Source organism: Tildeniella sp., assembly GCF_059505325.1.
This window is the reverse complement of the sequence record NZ_JCACKI010000008.1, coordinates 1-17,598: the sequence shown is the minus strand read 5'-3', so window position 1 is coordinate 17,598 and position 17,598 is coordinate 1. Positions and strand designations below refer to the sequence as shown.

At 48.4% G+C, this 17,598-nt stretch carries 19 protein-coding genes; 3 read left to right on the top strand and 16 right to left on the bottom strand.

Going from position 1 to position 17,598, the window contains the following annotated elements:
- Positions 1-229: 229 nt before the first annotated feature.
- Positions 230-1,630: an HNH endonuclease domain-containing protein gene (locus tag AC5JO6_RS03490; protein ID WP_496079651.1), complete on the bottom strand. Its 1,401-nt coding sequence runs from the start codon at positions 1,628-1,630 to the stop codon at positions 230-232.
- 428 nt (positions 1,631-2,058) lie between these two features.
- Here AC5JO6_RS03490 and AC5JO6_RS03485 point away from each other — a divergent pair, with 428 nt between their 5' ends.
- On the top strand, positions 2,059-2,427 hold the full coding sequence (locus AC5JO6_RS03485; RefSeq protein ID WP_496079650.1) for a hypothetical protein: 369 nt from the start codon (positions 2,059-2,061) through the stop codon (positions 2,425-2,427).
- Between the two features lies 1 nt (position 2,428).
- On the opposite strand, the gene AC5JO6_RS03480 is transcribed toward AC5JO6_RS03485, so the two are convergent.
- From AC5JO6_RS03480 to AC5JO6_RS03420, 13 genes are all read right to left on the bottom strand, one after another.
- On the bottom strand, positions 2,429-2,599 hold the full coding sequence (locus AC5JO6_RS03480; RefSeq protein WP_496079649.1) for a hypothetical protein: 171 nt from the start codon (positions 2,597-2,599) through the stop codon (positions 2,429-2,431).
- On the bottom strand, positions 2,599-2,994 hold the full coding sequence (locus tag AC5JO6_RS03475; RefSeq protein WP_496079648.1) for a hypothetical protein: 396 nt from the start codon (positions 2,992-2,994) through the stop codon (positions 2,599-2,601). Before AC5JO6_RS03475 ends, AC5JO6_RS03480 begins: the two co-directional genes overlap by 1 nt.
- 28 nt (positions 2,995-3,022) lie before the next feature.
- A complete protein-coding gene (locus AC5JO6_RS03470; protein ID WP_496079647.1) occupies positions 3,023-3,454 on the bottom strand; it encodes a hypothetical protein in 432 nt (143 codons plus the stop codon).
- Positions 3,447-4,097: a hypothetical protein gene (locus AC5JO6_RS03465; protein ID WP_496079646.1), complete on the bottom strand. Its 651-nt coding sequence runs from the start codon at positions 4,095-4,097 to the stop codon at positions 3,447-3,449. Before AC5JO6_RS03465 ends, AC5JO6_RS03470 begins: the two co-directional genes overlap by 8 nt.
- Before the next feature lie 5 nt (positions 4,098-4,102).
- Positions 4,103-5,035, bottom strand: coding sequence for a hypothetical protein (locus tag AC5JO6_RS03460; RefSeq protein ID WP_496079645.1), 933 nt, complete (start codon positions 5,033-5,035; stop codon positions 4,103-4,105).
- A gap of 106 nt (positions 5,036-5,141) precedes the next feature.
- On the bottom strand, positions 5,142-5,966 hold the full coding sequence (locus AC5JO6_RS03455) for a DUF4007 family protein (RefSeq protein WP_496079644.1): 825 nt from the start codon (positions 5,964-5,966) through the stop codon (positions 5,142-5,144).
- Between the two features lie 92 nt (positions 5,967-6,058).
- Positions 6,059-6,283: a type II toxin-antitoxin system VapC family toxin gene (locus tag AC5JO6_RS03450; RefSeq protein WP_496079643.1), complete on the bottom strand. Its 225-nt coding sequence runs from the start codon at positions 6,281-6,283 to the stop codon at positions 6,059-6,061.
- 178 nt (positions 6,284-6,461) lie between these two features.
- Positions 6,462-6,728, bottom strand: coding sequence for a ribbon-helix-helix domain-containing protein (locus tag AC5JO6_RS03445; protein ID WP_496079642.1), 267 nt, complete (start codon positions 6,726-6,728; stop codon positions 6,462-6,464).
- 54 nt (positions 6,729-6,782) lie between these two features.
- Complete coding sequence (locus tag AC5JO6_RS03440; RefSeq protein WP_496079641.1) at positions 6,783-7,583, bottom strand: phosphoadenosine phosphosulfate reductase family protein; 801 nt, start codon at positions 7,581-7,583, stop codon at positions 6,783-6,785.
- Positions 7,584-7,817: 234 nt separating this feature from the next.
- A complete protein-coding gene (locus AC5JO6_RS03435; RefSeq protein ID WP_496079640.1) occupies positions 7,818-8,045 on the bottom strand; it encodes a hypothetical protein in 228 nt (75 codons plus the stop codon).
- 54 nt (positions 8,046-8,099) lie between these two features.
- Positions 8,100-8,930 carry an Rpn family recombination-promoting nuclease/putative transposase gene (locus AC5JO6_RS03430; protein WP_496079750.1) on the bottom strand — a complete coding sequence of 277 codons (831 nt, stop codon included), beginning with the start codon at positions 8,928-8,930 and terminating at the stop codon, positions 8,100-8,102.
- Positions 8,931-8,943: 13 nt separating this feature from the next.
- Positions 8,944-12,474: a hypothetical protein gene (locus AC5JO6_RS03425; RefSeq protein ID WP_496079639.1), complete on the bottom strand. Its 3,531-nt coding sequence runs from the start codon at positions 12,472-12,474 to the stop codon at positions 8,944-8,946.
- 6 nt (positions 12,475-12,480) lie between these two features.
- The gene (locus AC5JO6_RS03420) at positions 12,481-13,425 is read right to left on the bottom strand and encodes a DUF4007 family protein (RefSeq protein WP_496079638.1); all 945 of its coding nucleotides are present in this window, start codon (positions 13,423-13,425) and stop codon (positions 12,481-12,483) included.
- A gap of 149 nt (positions 13,426-13,574) precedes the next feature.
- Here AC5JO6_RS03420 and AC5JO6_RS03415 point away from each other — a divergent pair, with 149 nt between their 5' ends.
- Entirely contained in the window at positions 13,575-15,719 is a 2,145-nt protein-coding gene (locus AC5JO6_RS03415) for a DNA phosphorothioation-associated putative methyltransferase (protein ID WP_496079637.1), read from the top strand.
- On the opposite strand, the gene AC5JO6_RS03410 is transcribed toward AC5JO6_RS03415, so the two are convergent.
- Together AC5JO6_RS03410 and AC5JO6_RS03405 are read right to left on the bottom strand one after the other, a co-directional pair.
- A complete protein-coding gene (locus tag AC5JO6_RS03410; protein ID WP_496079636.1) occupies positions 15,664-15,969 on the bottom strand; it encodes a type II toxin-antitoxin system RelE/ParE family toxin in 306 nt (101 codons plus the stop codon). The two genes, AC5JO6_RS03415 and AC5JO6_RS03410, sit on opposite strands and share 56 nt — an antisense overlap.
- Complete coding sequence (locus AC5JO6_RS03405) at positions 15,966-16,229, bottom strand: ribbon-helix-helix domain-containing protein (RefSeq protein ID WP_496079635.1); 264 nt, start codon at positions 16,227-16,229, stop codon at positions 15,966-15,968. Before AC5JO6_RS03405 ends, AC5JO6_RS03410 begins: the two co-directional genes overlap by 4 nt.
- A 191-nt stretch (positions 16,230-16,420) precedes the next feature.
- Here AC5JO6_RS03405 and AC5JO6_RS03400 point away from each other — a divergent pair, with 191 nt between their 5' ends.
- A complete protein-coding gene (locus tag AC5JO6_RS03400; RefSeq protein ID WP_496079634.1) occupies positions 16,421-17,308 on the top strand; it encodes a hypothetical protein in 888 nt (295 codons plus the stop codon).
- Positions 17,309-17,598 lie beyond the last annotated feature (290 nt).

The following is a 17,598-nucleotide window of genomic DNA, read 5'->3' as shown; positions in this document are numbered from 1 at the left end:
AGATAAGCCTCATATGCTCAGGCTTTATGGTCAGAGGTTTAGAGGTTAATCTCAATCATTCAAGGCTGAATATCAAAGGTTTAAGCTTGAATGTCAGCCGTTCAGCGCTAAGGATCAAAGGTTAAGCGTTGAAGAGTAAAAGTTAAGCGTTAAATAGTAGAGGCTTGGCGCTAATGCTTTGAGCTTTGCAGATAACTCCTTAAAGTTAGATGGCGGCGGATTGTATTTACTACTGCGCCAGTCTATAGATCCAGTTAGAAGAAAACCCTTGCTTCTCCGCTAATATCATTAACGGCGTAACTGTTGCTGCATAAGCATTTTCTAGCCTTTCTAAGTTAAGTAAGTCTTCAGGACTCATTTTCAAATCACCAATAAAAGGTTCAATATAGTTACCCCAGGCTTTCTCTCCTAAGTTGTTATGGGAGATGGTTAGTCCGAGATGCTGGATAGCGACGAATGCTTTAAGGTACTGTGTCGCTGGTAAGTTATTAGATTTAGATGAATTGACCTCTGGAATCACTGGGATTAGATTCCAGATTTGGTCATGCGCTACAAATGACCAAGGCAAGTAGTGATCAAGAGCAATCTTATCCAGGCTTAGAGGCTGCCCAGAATAAATGCAACTTACAGTTTGATGCTGTAATACCAGCCTCCAATATTTAGTTTGATTAGATAAAGAGCCTCTTTGTTGAGGCATAAAAATTTTGTTGACGATGCCTGGAACATTAGAATTCCTTGGCTGCATATAGTTCAACCACTCCCATGATGCCCATCCACGAACGATGGCGTAATGCTTCTCTATATAAGCAGCCCAATCTGGATGAACGATGATAGATTGGCAACCGCTATATTTACTTGAATCGAAGCGGTAAAGAGGCTTTTTGAGATCGAAGTGCTTTTCAGCGATCGCAGGCATCGCTACATCTAGCTCATTCCCTTTACCTCGGCTAACGCCTTCTAGCTCTTGCTCCAAAAAAGGGATGATAAGGCGGAATGGGACATATTTTTTCAAATGGCTGATGACATCCTTGAGATTTTGAGAGGCAATAGCCTTACGCAGTAACTTTTTATCGGTATCTGTAAACTTGAGGATGGGTTCACTAATGTCTAAAACTAATGAATCTAGCTTCTGTGCAATCTTGTCCTGAGAACCGAACGATAACTTAAAGTAAGTATGCGGATACCAGGCATTAGCAAGCATCTCAACGATTATCTCTTGAAAGCTGATAGGCGATAGAACGTCAAACTGCCGTCGTTTCAGGATGTCTAAGAGTGAAATGAAGAAGAGAAATTTATAAGAAGTCGTCGTATCTGAGAACAGTCTAGAGAGTGCAGCGACATCTAAAGCTTCGGATTGGGGAAGCTGGTTTACTTCTGGAATGATTAAGCCTTCTTGCTCACTATCTGTCCAATACCCTAGATAGAGCCTTGCAAACTCCCTAGATGCTTCACCATCAATGTTATGAATCGCTTTAGCAATATCCGCAACAGTTTCGGCTGAGGGATCTACTTGCCCATGAAACCAGCGAAAAAAGATAGGGCGATCTACACCCAATGCGATCGCCAACTGGTTTTGGCTGATTCCGTACTTTCCTAAGACCTGCTTCAGTGCGTCACTTACTTTACCCATCTCTTAATCGTGGCAAAGAAGTATAAGCCCGTAAATGTTTACATATTCGATAACCAGTCTATTGATTTAGTTATCAAATATGATAACATCCGAGTAACGAGTTTAGATGACTGCTTTATGTCCTACGGAGAACGGCTACAATCTTGGGCTGTAGTTCGCCTACTGAAAAATATGCAGCGAATCACTATATGCCGATTTCGCAAGGAATCAGACGCGGATGGTTACGCAAAAGCCCTACGTCAGTTAACTCCTGATGGTAAATTCCTTGTAATATTCGATCCCCCGCTTTGTGAGTCAGTTAACGCAGAAGATCAATGTAAAGAGGAGGTAGCAGAGATCTAATTGGCTTTTTTGTATCCCATTGCATCTAATGGGCTAGTTTAAAGGGGTAACTTTCGCTCTAACTACCCTGTCTAGCCCTATTTGCAATGGAAATAAAGCTGAGTAAATATGCCACCAAGCTTCTAGACGTGCTAAAAGATCATCTTCAGGTCGAAGATGCAGACGTAGTTGTTGAAGAAGCTGTTATCCGCCTATACAAAAGCTATTTAGAGAAGGGCGAGATTACTGAAGGTAGGCAACCCACATCGTTGATCGAATCGCTAAACCAAGCGGGTTTTCTGAAAAGGCAGTTTAAGGGTCGCAGAAATGCTTTACCCAAGCAACAATACGATATTGAGGCAGAAAACGAGGAAGATGCTTGGCAACAGATGGCAAAACGATTTCCAGAGGAAGTAAATCAAGGATTCATCGTCGAAGAAGTTGAAAGCATTGACTTCGGTAAATTAGACCTATAAATTATGCGATCGCCCGTTGGTCTGGGTTCAATCGTTCCAAAAATTTCAGGGGACGCTGACAAATATGTTGAGCGATCGCGTCTGTTACGCCTTCCTGATCCAGCATTTTTCGCAGGGTTTGCAAGAATTGCTTTCGCAGGTCGATTCGCTTGTCACCACTTAAGCAAAGCACTAGATGCCTGCCGCGTTTTTTGTAGGTGTTAAGCCCTCTAGCAAACTGCCTTGATTCGTTGCATAGGCAACTTGTTCCAATACGCCCTGCACTTCGGCACTGTCAAAGGGTTTCTGGAAGAAGTTGGCGATCGCCAGCGCGAAGTGAGATTTCCCCTTACCGTAGTCCTGCACCATGAGATGTACATTGGGTTCGCTGGGGCTGTGGAAGCTCCGTCGCAAAGCATCCAACACGCCGATCGTGGACGTTTTAAGCTGCCTAGGGTCGGGGTCATAGTTAAACACGAATCCTTGACAGAGGCGCAAATTTTTGTCGGGGTCATCCATTAGCTCGAAGCTAACGGCATTGGCGACCAATCCATTTTCGTTAATTCTGACAATTTCGTGGAGTTGCATGAACGAACCCAAGAGTGAGGAGGTGTGGTTAGAGGCGTTGCAGACGGTGTTTTTGCCAGTCGGGGGGAGCGGCTTGACTCGGTAGAATAATCCAGAGAATGCGGTTTAGGTGGCGTGCGTTGAACAGGCTTTGCCAAAACAGGGTGATCGGACTTTCGGGTTGGACGGAGAGATAGGCGATTAAGCAGTCCAGGTCTTGTAGCAAAACAACAGGTTCAGTACTCTGATCGCACAGGGAACGAATCGCAGCCAGTTCACGATCGCACTGGTGATGCAGTGCCAAAAAGCGACTTTGCGGATCAACCCGCTTCAGCAAATCCTCCCGATAGCTGACCAATTTCGCCTCTTCTCGCCATGCTAAGTGCTGCAATTGATTTGGCTCAGGATTGTCCCACAGCAAGAGGTGGGGAGAATCTTTGGGGTTAGCTTCCCGCAGTCGCAGAGTGATGATATCAACCATGTTCCCCCTCTCCCAAATTGTGTTCACAAAGCTGAAAGAGATTGTGCAAGGCTCCTAAGAGCGTGCCCATGTCGCTAAGAGCATAGAGGAGCGTTTCGTAGACCACTCCAGCAGTAGTCAGTTGATAAAATTTCCAACCCTCGCCGTTGGTGACGATTCCCAACACATCGATCGTTTTGCCGATTTGCTCATTGCTCCATTGGCAGGCTTGCATTTCGACCAAACATTGTGCCAAGCCCTGTTCAAAGTCATCTTTTTTTGCTTCCACAATGCAAAGGAAAGGGGCTTCCAAGTAGCGTTTGCGTTCGGCAGTCAGGTAATCGACCATGCCACAAAGCGTGTTGCTTTCTAGAGGTGCCGCTTTCCAAATTTTGAGCCGATCGAACCCTTCTAACGCTTCATCACAAATGGCATCAATCAGCAGTTTTTTGGCTTCTTCACCACTTTCCAGGTCAAAATGCCGCTTGAGGCGAGCGAGCCGCTCCGCAAAAAAATCGCTGACTGGAACAGGCTCAATGTCCAAACTCCAAGGTAAAAGGTCAGCCAGATTGAGTTGTTTGAACGCAGCTTTTTTATCGAAACTAGAAAAATTTCGCTTCTTCGCTTTCGCCGATATTTGAGACCTTGGTTTTGAGGTTGTCATCGTAGTTAGCTGAGTGAATGGGTATATGACTTTTCTAGCAGTGTGAGTGGGTCATGCCAACGACGGATAATCTGGGCTGGTGAGACGGTGCGACGTTGCTCAATCAGAGCGGCAGTTTCTAGCTGGTTGAGCACGGTTTGCAAGGTTGAGGTGTTTACCCCTAAGACACTCGCCAAACCCATTGGTTGCTGCAAAATGTCATCTGTTAGAACAGATGTCGCATCGCTAAAGTCTCGCTGCCAGAGCTTTGCCAGGAAATAAGCCATTAAATCGAGGTTGGGCAAGTCGCTGTCTTCAGCGGTGTAGGCTTCTTTATCGGTTTGAGCGAGAAATTTGCAACCCGCGATCGCCTCTGGTTCGCAGTAAGCCCGCAGCACAATTCGCAGATTATCCCTCAAATCTTTTTCGGGATGCTTGCCTGTGCCTGGTGCAAAAATGGAGGCACAATAGGTCTGTAATTCATCTAACGTAAAGGTTTTGTGATCGGGTAAGAACGCATACACGAAATACGTCCAACCGCCCCACTCTGCTGGATCAGTGGGTGGTGGTTGTAGGGTTTCGCCAACGCCAGTGTATTTGCTTTTACGATCGTCCTTTGCGCCCTGCACACCGAGGCTGAGGTAAAAGTGCATCAGCCAATCGGTGACAGGTATGATTCGATCGTTATAATCTCTTGAGCGGTTTTCTGGTTTGACACCAAAATCGTATTTCCAAGCGATCGCCCCTTCTGGACTCAGGCGATCGCCACTTACTAGACCCGATCGAATCGCCCAACTTCTCATGGGACCAACTTTCTTGTTGCCGAGCTTTGTGCGATCGATCAAGTTTTCGAGTGAATCATTCAGCCCTTGATCCTCAGTAGCAGCCTCTAGAATGCGGATGATGTCATCTTTTTTGAGGGCAAACGAAGTATGAAAACCTAGCTGTAACTGTGGCATAAGGTTGAGGGGGCTAAACAACAAATCTCAGATTATTTTCGCTGCACTTAGAACAGGCTTTGTCTAATGTCTAGAGTGCCCAGCCTAAAAAGTAAAACCACTCAGTTTAGCCACTGCCATACGCTTTTTTGAGCAAAAATAAAGGATCTTGCCAGCAACGGGTAATCTGGCTGTCTCCCTGGTTGTCACTTTGCCGTAGTAGTCCCTGTGTTTCTAGCCGTTGCAGGCAGGACGATAGATCGCTAATGCCGAGAATGGGAGCAAGCCCCATTGGTTGATGCAACTGGGTGAGGGCTACGGTCTCTTGTGCGCCAAAGTCCCGCTGCCACAGTTTTGCTAGAAAGTAGCCTAACAGTTCGGCATTGGGTAACTGAGCTTCACCACTACGAAAGCGATTGTTGCCCAAACTCTGCACAAACCGACAAGACCACAGCGCCTGCACTTCGGTATATGCCCGCAGCACAAAGCGAAAATTGGTTCGCAGCAGCCTGGAAGAGACATCCTCAAAAACTGGAGCACTGGCTTTGACTAATTCATCCAGCGTAAACTCTGGGTGTTCTGGCAAAAAGCAAAAGACAAAGTAAGACCAACCGCCCCACTCAGCAGGGTTGGCAGGGGGAGATTGCAAGCCGCGATCGCTAAAGCTGAGATGGGAATGCATTAACCAATCGGTAACGGGAGAGGTTAAATAGGGGTCACACGTTCGGACTACGACTCCTTCGGGGCTGAGGTGGTTTTGATGCACTAAACCCGATCGCACTGCCCAGCTTTTTATCCGTAGAACTTTCTCGTTACCTAACCCAGTTCGCTCCACCAGTTCCATCAGAGACCCATGTAAGCCCTGCTCTGTTTCAGCCACTTCCAGGAGTTTCAGCACATCCTGTTTCTTGAGGGCAAAGGTTCCATGAAAACTGAGTTTCAGCGCTGGCATAACATTCGACTTGGGGTGAAGCGGACTCTGATCCATTCTGATCAACTTGTCTTAGTTTTCCCAGCGTTTGATGAGAATTCACCGACACAAACTTATAACAGCACCGTAAAGCCTTCTTGAGCAAAATGGCGATCGTGGGTCAATACGTCCTGAATGCCTTCCTGCTGCATCACCACCATCGAAACACAATCTGTCAAACTGTAGCCCTTGTCTAAACGTGCCTTATAGAGAGCTAATCCTGCTTCAAACAATCCCTGAGTTTGCCAAATTATTTGAATCTTAGGATCTTCCAGAATTTCTTGAGCAGCAATAGCCACCCTCCCGCGCATTTCAATCCCAAAAGCACTGAAATAGTTGAGTACTCTACAAGCACTAGCTCAGACGTTAAAAGAGAGGCATCGCTGAACTGCAAGCCAAGCGCTCTGGCATTCTGATGCCATTGATCACGTCGATTGGAACGAGCGACCCAATAAGACGTATCCACAAAGAGAGTTTTCATAGCTCCCGCTTGGGGGTGCCATACAAATAGTGGTCATGTTGATACGACCCATCGGTTGGCATATTTTCCCATGCTTCATCGGGCACGTTTGCCATGATATCGTCAATCTTCTCCCAAATGGTCTTTTTAGGTTCTGTGGAGGCAGTCTTCTCTACCAGGGTCTGTACAAATTCCAGTACTTCTGTTTGCTGCTCCTTGGGCAGCAGCTTTAAGGAAGCGTTGATAGAGTCAATCACAGGTTGACCCGTCGATTCCACTAGCATGGGTTATCTCCTATCAGAACAAGCATCAAGATCTGTCTTTTAGTATGGCAAGAATTAAAGGTGACAAGCCAGACACGGTAACGTATCGTCTTCTTCATCTAACACTTCTGCCAATGCTTCCACCAAAGGGCGATTGGGGGCGGTCTGTTGCTCTCGCGCCATTGCTTTGTGGTGATTGGCAATAATCTCCTCTTTACGAGCCAGCAATGCTTGCAGCGTTTCGCCTTGCGTCCAGGTGTAGGTTCTACCGTCTATGTGGTTTTGCTCGTAGGCGATCGCTTTGGCAAAGAGATCCGGATGTTCTTCCGCCAGCATTACCCATTCATATTTGCGCTGAAAGAAGCAAAAATAGCAGCCCGAACGACTGCGCCAGCGATAGTAGCTGGGTAGCCCAATGCCGCTCTCTTCCAGCAGTTGCAGAATATCAGCTTTGACTAGCCCGCGTTCCTTAAAGGGATAAACGGCTTTGATGGCTGAACGAGTTGAAATGTAGCCCTCGCGGAACTCATCTGCTCGAATGCCTACATAGCTGACCGCTTCATCGTTTCCAATGAATTCTTCTAGAGGCTTAATTTTAAGCTGCTTGGTACACCAGCGCATTTGAGGCGAAGGCAGTGTGCCACCATAAATATCTAACCAATGCTCAAAACCTCTCTCTGCACTCAAGTAGTGAATTTTGATGCCAAGTCGAGCTTTAACTCGTTCCAGATACTCGTAAGTTTCCGGCAGTTCACGATGAGTGTCGCAAAAGAAGTACTCCATTTGGGGCACCTCTTGATGCAATAAGATTGCCAGCGCGGTACTGTCCTTGCCGCCCGAAAGCCCCAGGATATGTCTCACAGTCTTGTTTACCATGCCCGCCATTATGGCTTCACTTTTCTAGAGCGTTCCCAAAAGTGTCAGGTATTACGAAATCCTTATATAAATACTTTATAAATGGCTATCTTATCGCTATGTAGATACACGATCGTCCCCTTGTAGCCGTTAGACCTTGCCAAAGTGGACTTAGCTTTGCTTCAGATCTAGACCTAGCATTGCTTCTACCTCCTGTCGGCTGAGATTGATCAATTTGTAGGTGGCGATCGTCCCTCAAAGCGCCTGGTTTGGTTTGTTACTCGCTTGTCGCACAACCTCTAGATCAAGCGCCAATCGTTCTGCAATTTGATTAACAGTTAACCCCATCTCAAGCAAGAGTGGCACCATTTCTAACTTTGTAAGCAAGCGTCCTTCTTCACGCCCTTCTTCACGTCCTTCTTCGCGCCCTTCTGCTTTTGCGTCTTGATAGACTCGGCTTTGCTTCAGATCTAGACCTAGCATTGCTTCTACCTCCTGTCGGCTGAGATTGATCAATTTGTAGGTGGCGATCGTCCCTCAAAGCGCCTGGTTTGGTTTGTTACTCGCTTGTCGCACAACCTCTAGATCAAGCGCCAATCGTTCTGCAATTTGATTAACAGTTAACCCCATCTCAAGCAAGAGTGGCACCATTTCTAACTTTGTAAGCAAGCGTCCTTCTTCACGCCCTTCTTCACGTCCTTCTTCGCGCCCTTCTGCTTTTGCGTCTTGATAGACTCGGCTTTGCTTCAGATCTAGACCTAGCATTGCTTCTACCTCCTGTCGGCTGAGATTGATAAATTTGTAGGTGGCGATCGTCACGACGATATCAATAATCTCCTCTCTAGAGAGATTACCAGTTTCTTCCATCGTAGCTCGATCGATCAGTTGCCGAGCCTGCTTTGCGGTCTCCGACTCTGGTTGAATCATGAGCTGCATCAGGCTGATGCCTAGAGGCTGCTGGTTCGGTTCTCCCAGTTCATCCAGGTACAGGCATTGTACTTGGGCACTGTGTAGTAGAGCACGGTGAATGGTTGCTTGATCAGGTTCTAAGCCTCGGTTTGGAAAAATCAGGACACCATACCAGTCGTCATAGCGAGTTGGGTTGCGATAGAGGTAGAGAAACAATTCGGCAAAGAAGCGATGGTAGAGGGATTGATCCTTCTGGAACTGTACCTCAGCAAAAAAGATGGTTTTGGTGATTGCTTCTTCGGGGGGCAAAAAAACACCATCGATCCGAAAATTTGGCTCTTTGACCTCTACTGACTCAAAGCGGTAGCCCTGTACTTGTTCTGGCGGTTGACCGATTAGTTCAAAAAACAGATCTGGAAACCGCTGAAAAATTTGGTAGAAGATGGCATCTCGGCGCACAGGCGGGCAGGGGTTAGGGGTAGATGGGTTGTGGGCGATCGCTGGATAGCGCAAGTAGGAACTGACTGGCATTGCCTAGCACCGTCTCAGTTAACCGAGCGACTAAGGCTTGCTGAAGTTGAGGCTGATTGCATAAGTCGGTTCTGGCTAAAAGTTCTGCCACTAAGCCATCCACGAAGGGTTGCTGCTCCTGATCGACCCAGACCATGCGATGAATCTCGCTACCGTCAGGACGAGTCACCGTCAACCGACGCACCTCAAACCCACCGCTACTCCCCGCCGCCACTTCCTTTTGCAATGCTTCCAAATTTTTGAACCGCCGCGCCAGGTCGCTTAAATTCAACTCAAAGGCAGTTACGTCCTTCTCTGCCCAGGCTTCAGTTGGTTTATCTGCCACAATCATCAGCAACGACTCTAGCCAGATACGATCGCTCACCGTTTCGTCTGCCGCTGCCCGCACAAACCGATTCAAGCTCATTTCAAGGCAGTTGCCCAGCAAATACTTGGCGCGAAACTGAAGGTCTTGTCGGATCTGGTGGCGATCGCTGCGTAGACCAAAGGCATGATACAGGAGCGTTTCACACTCCATCAGCAGCGTGTCGTAGGCGCTATGAATTTCTCGCAACACCTGCACTAACTTTTCTCGAAAAAGTCGAGCAGTTGCCGTTTCAGTTTCATCATTGACCGTGCTTGCTTCTGCTTCTGGAGGTGCGAGGCGGATTGGCTTTAAGCCACAGGCTTGCGGCAAGGCAGTAAATAGCAGTTCATCCGGCTCCTGGGTTTGCAACAGCGTTTGAATCACTGCCTGCGCCTCAGTGCTGATGCGCTTAGACTTGAGCGTGTAGGCAGGCAACTTCCGCGCGAACTGCACTAAGGGCTTTACCACTGATAAGATGGTCAGATTTCGACTGCCCGTTCGCCCTTTCGCTGGACTGCTTCTAAGCATTGCCTCCAGTTCACGAAAGACTTGAGAGCGTACCCCTGCCACTTCAATATGCTTCACCGTAAAGCGAGCCGGGTCTTTCACCAGCAGTTCAAAATGCTCTGCTCCTAGCACCGAGATAAACGTGCCATCTTTGTAGACACTCACTTCATCTATGTAGTAGATCAATAGTGCCGCCAGCAACACGGGGATAACACCCTGTTTCACACCATAGGGAGGGTTTGCCAACTGTTGATAAAGCTGTTGAAGCGACTGTGGCTGGTTTGTTGCGCCTAAGCAAAATTGTTCGATCGCCTGCCAAACGGTTGCAACCCCTGACTCTAGCTTTGGTGGTTGAAAATCCCATTCTTCTTCGCCCTGGCGATGAATCCCCGTTGCCTCTAAAACGGAGTAGTACATTGCCACTTCAGGACCATAGCCTTCTAAGCCCAACCTTGGCTGGTGGCTCTGCTCCAGCATCGCCTCAATGAGTTCACGACGGGCTTTGGCGCTTTGAGAGGTGAGTCCACGACGATTAATGAATTCATTGTCAAGCCGGAGTCCTAAGTGATAGGTGCGATCGCACAGATCCGAGAGCAAGGCTTGAAATGCTTGGGTTTTTGGAATAATGGTTGCTTTTCCAGCAATCCAGCACTGGTTCTGACCAACCGACCAGTTGAAAGCCTGTTGAAGCGTATCATCAAGCAGCCGTTCGGCATCAACCAGTCGATGTTTCACTTCGCGTCGTGCCACCCCATCCGTTTGCAGTGCCGTTGCTTCCTTGTGAATGGTTTTAAGCGCTTGCAACTGCTGGGCACGAGTCCGAAGCAGATCAAGCTGAGTTGTAGTGATGACTATTAAAGGCTTGCCATCGACCGTCTGCGCTGGCGTTTCACCGGGAAGCTGGCGATCGAGCCAGTAGACAATCAAACCATCGGTGCTGGGAGCATGGCAGCATAACGCTGTGAGTGGTGTAAGGCTGTCGGCATACTGCTGCTCGAAATAGCGGAGATTTCCTGTAGTGGAATAGTGGCGTTGGGCGACGATCGGCTGTAAGGGTCGGGCGCGAGTGAGCAGTTGGGCAAGGGGCAAACGTTCTTTTTCTAGCAGTTGGTAGATTGCCGCTTCCACATTAAAGTCCGAGCCTTCCCAAAGTTTCAGGTCGTCTGTTTGGTTCCGATAAGTGATAATCCCTTTCTGGGTCAAGTCTTTGATCACAGCCTGCCAATGTTCTAAAGCGGCGGTGTCGTCTGGATGGTCACACAAGGCAAACGCCACTAACGCTGGAGAGGCTTTTAATGCCCCCGTTGCTGTAATGAGGTTCAAAATACCAATGGTTTTGAGGACGTTCAAGACCGCCTCGTTCTGCGTTTGAGCATCCTGAATCAAGCCCTGAATCTCTACCCAACGTTGCAGATTAATGCGAGACGCTAGACCAGTAGCGGCTTCCACAAAATAGTCATAAAGCTGGTGCAGTTGCAGCGTCGGTATCCGATCGCCATCAAAGGTGCTAGCAGTCAGAAATTCGGTCAACCCATGGGGTTCATGGCTCGTCAAGAACGTAAACAGGGAGCGATCGTTCTGGGCATAGCGCGTACAGAGCAGCGGTAACACCAGCGCCGTCATTGGATGCAGAGGATAGGCAGCACTTAAATCTTTGGCGGCAATGCCTTGACCCACTAAAACAGGCTTCAGTGCCTTGAACCAGGCTTTGGCGGTTTGGTCGCAAACTGATGCTAGGCGGTCTGAAGCCTCGCCTTCGGAGCGCTCAATGGCTTGCCCAATCAGCCGGGTCATTTGGCTAGCAGACTCAGTGAACTGCATCGTTTCAAAGCGCCCCTGGATTTTGGTCCATTCGTTTTGCTCGATCGCGCTGAGTCGTTCGCTGTACCCTGCAAACGATTGATGCAGTAGCCCCACGAAATGCACTTGATACTTGCCTTTGTAGCGCAACTCTGCAATCTGTTGCAGTAGATAAAGATCGTCAGTGCCGCCATGATTCACGGCATATTCCAGATTTTTGCCTAACTCATCAAGGACTAACAGCACCTGCGTTTTGGCAGCTTGAGTCACCTGTTCTAAGAGGGTCAACACTTGCTGATTGGTGATCTGGCAGCGCCCTACAGCGACTTCAGCGCCCCAATCCGTCAGCGTTTGGAACCAATCAGGTTTCTGCTTGCGCGACCAAAACTCCTGACAACCGTTTGCTAATGCCCGCATGACCGTCCAACTGAGTGGCTCTCGCTGCCCAACCGCCACACAACGTAGTAAGCCCTGAGGTGGCAGCGTCTCAAGAATTTGCTCTAGGAGAGGACTCTCTTTAGGCAATGCCTGTTCGGTAACATGCCACGCCTGGTTCGCTGCTTTGCTGTTTTCGGGCGCACAGAGCGCCGTGAGATAGTTCGCAAAGGCTGATTTCCCGGTGCCATACACGCCAATCAGTGTCCAAGCCCGCTGTGCTTTGGGGTTCTCGAACGCGGCTAGCATGCGCTGCAACGCTTCGAGCGATCGCTCTGTCAGCACGTAGCTTTCCACAGCATCAGGGTTGTCAAAATCGCGCTCCAGGTTGATAGAGCGGTGATAGCGACGATGCAGGCTGAAGTAATGGGAAAGAGCGGTCACGTCAGCTTACCTCGTGGCATAGTACCTGTTCAGGATATCCTCTGCCATCTGTAATGGCTGACCCAGGAAGAAAAACTCTAGCTTTCCAGCGACATCGGCAATCCCTAACGTGGCGATCGCTCCCCCTCTGTCGTTCGTAAAGCGTGAGCAGTACTCAATGGCTTCGTACAGAGCACTTTCCGTGAGCCGAAACACCAAGCCTGGGCTACCGCGATCGTACAGGAGCTTTACCACTGGAACGTTCTGCACGCCTTCGGCGAACTGTCCAACATAGCGGAGGCAGGCGTACACGACTATCTCGGCTGGCAAGGTAGGTTTAGCGCCAATCCGAAACGTGTAAGAGCGGGCATTCCCGGCAGACCGAATTAGCCCCAGGTCTGCGAACGGGCAATCGAGCGACTCTTCACTCGCCGAAGCCTTGAACTGCTGTGAGCCATACATCCGCAGTAGACAGTTCATATCTTTACGAAGCGAGGAATCCGCCACTCTCGCCGCTTCCCGATCTCGGTAGTCACAGAGTTGGTTAAAAAGCTCGTCAACGGTAAATTCCACGCCACGAAATTGATTGAACACAAAAGCCCACGTTGTTGCGGAGCAAGGATCTTCCAGCAGTTTCCAATGGAGCAGCCAGAGGGACGCTGGATCTTCCAGATAGGGGTCCCACCCGGATGATCCGAGAAGCTGCTTGCCAAACTCAGTCGGGCAATTCTCGTGCCGAGAGGCTTCGCCAACGTCTTCCAGCAGCTTGAAGGCTGAACACCAGTAGCGGATGGAGCGCACCATGTTTTTGCCTACCCCTAGCCGCACCGTCGCGTCATCTTGCAAAAAGATGGCAGGATCTTGAGTCGCTTGGTCAACCCCTTTTTTGAGCCAACCAAACCGAGGGTGAAAAGTCTCGTGACGGGCGAAGGCTTGGCGAGTGGCTGGGGCTTGTGGAGTGCTGACAGTCATGAATTTTAACGTCTTCTGCAATTAACCTAAAACCAGACTGAAACAGGGATCTGAAAAGTCATGACTTGCATAATGGGTGCTATCGCAACTTGATTGCGCTTTACATTACTGCAAAATGGACTCAAAAGAGCGATTGCAGATCGAAAATCATGGAGCTAGCCCCCAATCTTTACCCTAACTTCTCAGTTCTGACTACGCTTTGCCAGCGCAGCAAGGTAGGCAAACTTTTGCCGGATGCGCTGTATGTTCACGTTTCAGCCTTGCCAGCCTTAGATCCGATTTTGCAGGACTATGAGAAGGAAGCTCGCCAAATCGCCGCCCCGCCAGAAGTCGCCACGCTGGTTAAGTTCAATACTGAAAAGCCGAGCGTTTCTTATCTGGTTTACCCTGACTTCGATGCGAACCCTCATCCTGCCCTGCAAGCTAGCATCCAGGTTGATCTGCGGAGCCGCGAAGTCAACTATCGAAACTATAGCGACACGGGCAACCCATTTATCCTTCATCGGAAGGAAAGCTTTGTTACAAGCGACTATCCGCTCTATCAGCAGTTTGTCGCTCTAACCCGCCAAGAAGAAGCACTCGGACTGCTCAGTAATCCGCGATCGATTGGCACTCGTTTAGCTTGGGAACAACGGCTAACAGAGTGTCAAGTTGTCTTTCAAGGGCACACGCTAGTTCATCGATCGCTCCCCAACGCCCAGAGTTCAACGGTCAAAATCGATCGTCACAAAGCAGCAATTAGCCGCAATGATTTTTCCAAGCCGATGCGGTTGGCACTAGAATCAGGGTTGTTTAGCCAGCAGACAACCTTTTTTGATTACGGATGTGGTCAGGGCGGTGATCTGGAACGGGTTGCTAAGTTGGGCTACACCAGTTCCGGGTGGGACCCCCACTACCGTCCCGACATGGCTTTGATGGCGGCAGATGTCGTGAATCTGGGGTACGTCATCAACGTGGTTGAGTCTCAGACAGAGCGGCGGGAAGCGCTGATCAAGGCGTGGGAGCTAACCCAGCAAGTTTTGATTGTGGCGGCGCAGGTATTGATTGCTCAGGGGAATAGCCAGATTGCTTATGGGGACGGCGTAATTACGAGCCGCAACACGTTTCAGAAGTATTACGATCAGGAGGAACTGAAGCTTTACATCGACCAGGTGCTGGGAGTGGATGCCGTTCCAGTAGCGTTGGGCATCTATTTTGTGTTTCGGGATGAGGCACAGGCGCAGAATTTTCGGGCATCTCGGTTTCGATCGCGCGTTTCTGTTCCCAAGGTGCAACTCAGTAATAAGCGCTTTGAGGATTACAAGGAACGGCTGGCTCCGCTAATGACGTTTTTCACCGAGCGGGGACGGTTGCCGACGCTGAAGGAATTACCTGAGATGGAGGCACTCAGCACTGAATTTGGCAATTTGCGCCGAGCATTCCAAATCGTCTTGCAGGCGACAAACCCGCAGGAGTGGGATGCAATCAGCGATCGCCGCCGGGGAGATTTACTGGTTTACCTGGCGCTGAGTCACTTTGGTCATCGCCCAAAACTGCGCGACCTTGCGCCTGTGGTGCAAACTGACATCAAAAGTCTGTTTGGTGGCTATCAGCAAGCTTGCACCGCAGCCGACTTGATGTTGATGAGTCTGGGCAATTTGGCGGTGGTGGCAGAACGATGCCAGAACAGTCCGATCGGGAAAAAGCTACCGGGTTCGCTTTGGGTGCATGTGTCGGCGATCGAAACCCTTGACCCGCTGCTACGCCTTTACGAAGGCTGTGCCTCGCGGACGATCGGTCGTCCTGAAGAAGCAAACGTGATTAAATTTCACTGCCGCAAGCCCAAAATCACCTATCTGGTCTATCAAGACTTTGATGCTGACCCGCATCCGGCTTTGCACACCAGTATGCAGATTGACCTGCGAGATTTGCATGTTCAGTACCGCGACTATGACCTGAGCGACAACCCACCTCTACTGCACCAAAAGGATTTACTGGTTGCACCTGACTACCCTGGCTACGAAAAGTTTGCCAAGCTGAGTCGGCAGGAGGAGGATTGGGGGTTGTTGGAGGCACTAAGAAAGGATAGCGGTTGCGACAGCCTGTGCGTTAGCACGCATCGGCGAGGCTGGCTAAAGTGCCTGGAAGACCACTGTGCTGAGTTGAAGGGGCATCGGGTGGTGTGGCAGAAGGATGCTGATCCGTATAGGGTGAAGTTGTTGAAAGCTATTCAGCGACAACGCAGCCATTGCGTCACAACTAAGGAGAATCTTCAAACAGAGCCGTCAAATCCTGATAGCCACTCACAACCCTGAGCACTTCGATATCGTCGTTGAGGAGACGGTAAAAAATTAAGTACGGCTCGTAAGGCAAACTGCGTGAGCCGGGGTAGAGTTCATCCCGTTTGCGACCAATCTGAGGAAATTGAGCAATTCGCTGAAGGGTTGAATCAATACCGCTCAGGAATTGTTCCGCACTGACTAAACTGCTTTGGGCAGCAAGATAGTCTGCGATCGCTTCGATATCTTGACTGGCGCGGGGTGTAATGCGACAAACTCGACTCATGTTTGAGAGTGGCGTTGGTGTAACCGTTGGCGAATCGCTTCGATTTCGCTTGTTGCATCTAGAAGCTCTCCCCGTTCGGCTTCCAACGCACCCAGCAACACTTCACGCCGCAATTCTTCAAATCGTCCCTGATAGATTTGCTCCTGCTCTGCCAGGGTTCGCAGCCCTGCAAGCAATATCTCATCCAATGAAGTGTACTTACCACTGGCGATCTGGCGATCGGCAAACTGCTGTAAATCCGGTGGAAGCGGCAGGGTCATTATCGTACTTGCGCGAAGAAGACTTACTTGCTATTAAGTTTAACTTACCTGCGCGATCGGCGGGGGTGGCTTAAGTGCCTGAAAAAACGCTGCACTAAGTTGAAGAGAGTTCAGGTAGTATGACTGAAGGATGCTGCTCCCCATCGAACAATTACTGCTCATTTTTAGTTGAGTCTAGGGAAAACACTGTTTTGAACGAGGAACTTAAGAAAAGGCTACAAAGCGAAATAGAGAAGAGCGGTTTTCCATTGGAGCTTGATATCACAGAAAAGCTTCGTGATTTGGAAGGGGATGATCATTTTCTGGTTTTCCCAAATATTTCGTATGTGGATCTTAAAGGTGCATCTCATGAAATAGATGTTCTTGCACTTTATAACGTGAATGAGGAAGATAATACCTATCCTTTTGGAGCCACAGGTATTTTACTAGTTATTGAGTGTAAGAAGTCATTTGATAAACCCTGGGTCTTTTTTGAAGAATTCACTGATCCACTAACTTTGCTCGGTTTAGGTAGCAAGGTTGATTATTGCACTGATCTCAATATTTCCAAAAAGTCTATAAGTCTTTTAATAGCCTGTGCAAATTCGTCATTTAGTGGTCATCATTACAACAATTGCTCCTTTTATAATGACTCTCCTCTTGCTCAAGCTAGAACGTATTTTGAGGCATTTAGATCTTTGGATGTACCCAGCACAATTCATAAAGCGGTCTTAAGTTGTTTTTATGCTAAATCATTCGTGAAAAGATGGTTTAATAAATCTGATCGCGGAAAAGATCTTAAAAACCAACGTTCTTTTATTATTCAAAATGTGATTGTTCTTGATGGAGAGCTTATTCTAGCTTCAAGACGAACAAACTCTTTTGACATTGAGCCAGTAAATCATTTATTACTAAGAACAACAGACAGTGTGTCAAGTGTTGAAGATTCAAGTACCTCTTTGATAGGAAGTGAAGTTATAATTGATGTTGTTAAAGCTTCTTTCTTTGAGGAATACATAGAAATCTGCAAGAGCGATGCAAAACTATTCAAGAAACACATTTCTGAAGTTTATTTGTCAGGACTACTAGAGCTTTCGTAGCCAGGAATGGATGGCGTAACCTCTTAATTCAGAGTATTAACGCCTGTCCATGTTGAACTCAAAACCATTAGAAGTAATTTTAATGCCGATTGCTCCTCTGAAGTCAGGGCTTACAATTGCAGCTAAGATCGTTACCAGAGTTAGAAAAATTACTGTGTTCGCAAGATTACCAGTAGATGGAAAAACCCTCCTCAAAATTTGAGGTAAATTCTCTACCTTTACAGGGTTAACAGATGGGTAGTGCTCAAGATGTAATGATGGAGAAGTAGAGTCTTTGCAGTTCTCCTACC

Bases quoted from the DNA above. Each gene is read 5' to 3' on its own strand.
- AC5JO6_RS03490 (WP_496079651.1), bottom strand. From the start codon at position 1,630: ATGGGTAAAGTAAGTGACGCACTGAAGCAGGTCTTAGGAAAGTACGGA.
- AC5JO6_RS03485 (WP_496079650.1), top strand. From the start codon at position 2,059: ATGGAAATAAAGCTGAGTAAATATGCCACCAAGCTTCTAGACGTGCTA.
- AC5JO6_RS03475 (WP_496079648.1), bottom strand. From the start codon at position 2,994: ATGCAACTCCACGAAATTGTCAGAATTAACGAAAATGGATTGGTCGCC.
- AC5JO6_RS03470 (WP_496079647.1), bottom strand. From the start codon at position 3,454: ATGGTTGATATCATCACTCTGCGACTGCGGGAAGCTAACCCCAAAGAT.
- AC5JO6_RS03465 (WP_496079646.1), bottom strand. From the start codon at position 4,097: ATGACAACCTCAAAACCAAGGTCTCAAATATCGGCGAAAGCGAAGAAG.
- AC5JO6_RS03460 (WP_496079645.1), bottom strand. From the start codon at position 5,035: ATGCCACAGTTACAGCTAGGTTTTCATACTTCGTTTGCCCTCAAAAAA.
- AC5JO6_RS03455 (WP_496079644.1), bottom strand. From the start codon at position 5,966: ATGCCAGCGCTGAAACTCAGTTTTCATGGAACCTTTGCCCTCAAGAAA.
- AC5JO6_RS03445 (WP_496079642.1), bottom strand. From the start codon at position 6,728: ATGCTAGTGGAATCGACGGGTCAACCTGTGATTGACTCTATCAACGCT.
- AC5JO6_RS03440 (WP_496079641.1), bottom strand. From the start codon at position 7,583: ATGGTAAACAAGACTGTGAGACATATCCTGGGGCTTTCGGGCGGCAAG.
- AC5JO6_RS03435 (WP_496079640.1), bottom strand. From the start codon at position 8,045: ATGCTAGGTCTAGATCTGAAGCAAAGCCGAGTCTATCAAGACGCAAAA.
- AC5JO6_RS03420 (WP_496079638.1), bottom strand. From the start codon at position 13,425: ATGACTGTCAGCACTCCACAAGCCCCAGCCACTCGCCAAGCCTTCGCC.
- AC5JO6_RS03415 (WP_496079637.1), top strand. From the start codon at position 13,575: ATGGAGCTAGCCCCCAATCTTTACCCTAACTTCTCAGTTCTGACTACG.
- AC5JO6_RS03410 (WP_496079636.1), bottom strand. From the start codon at position 15,969: ATGAGTCGAGTTTGTCGCATTACACCCCGCGCCAGTCAAGATATCGAA.
- AC5JO6_RS03405 (WP_496079635.1), bottom strand. From the start codon at position 16,229: ATGACCCTGCCGCTTCCACCGGATTTACAGCAGTTTGCCGATCGCCAG.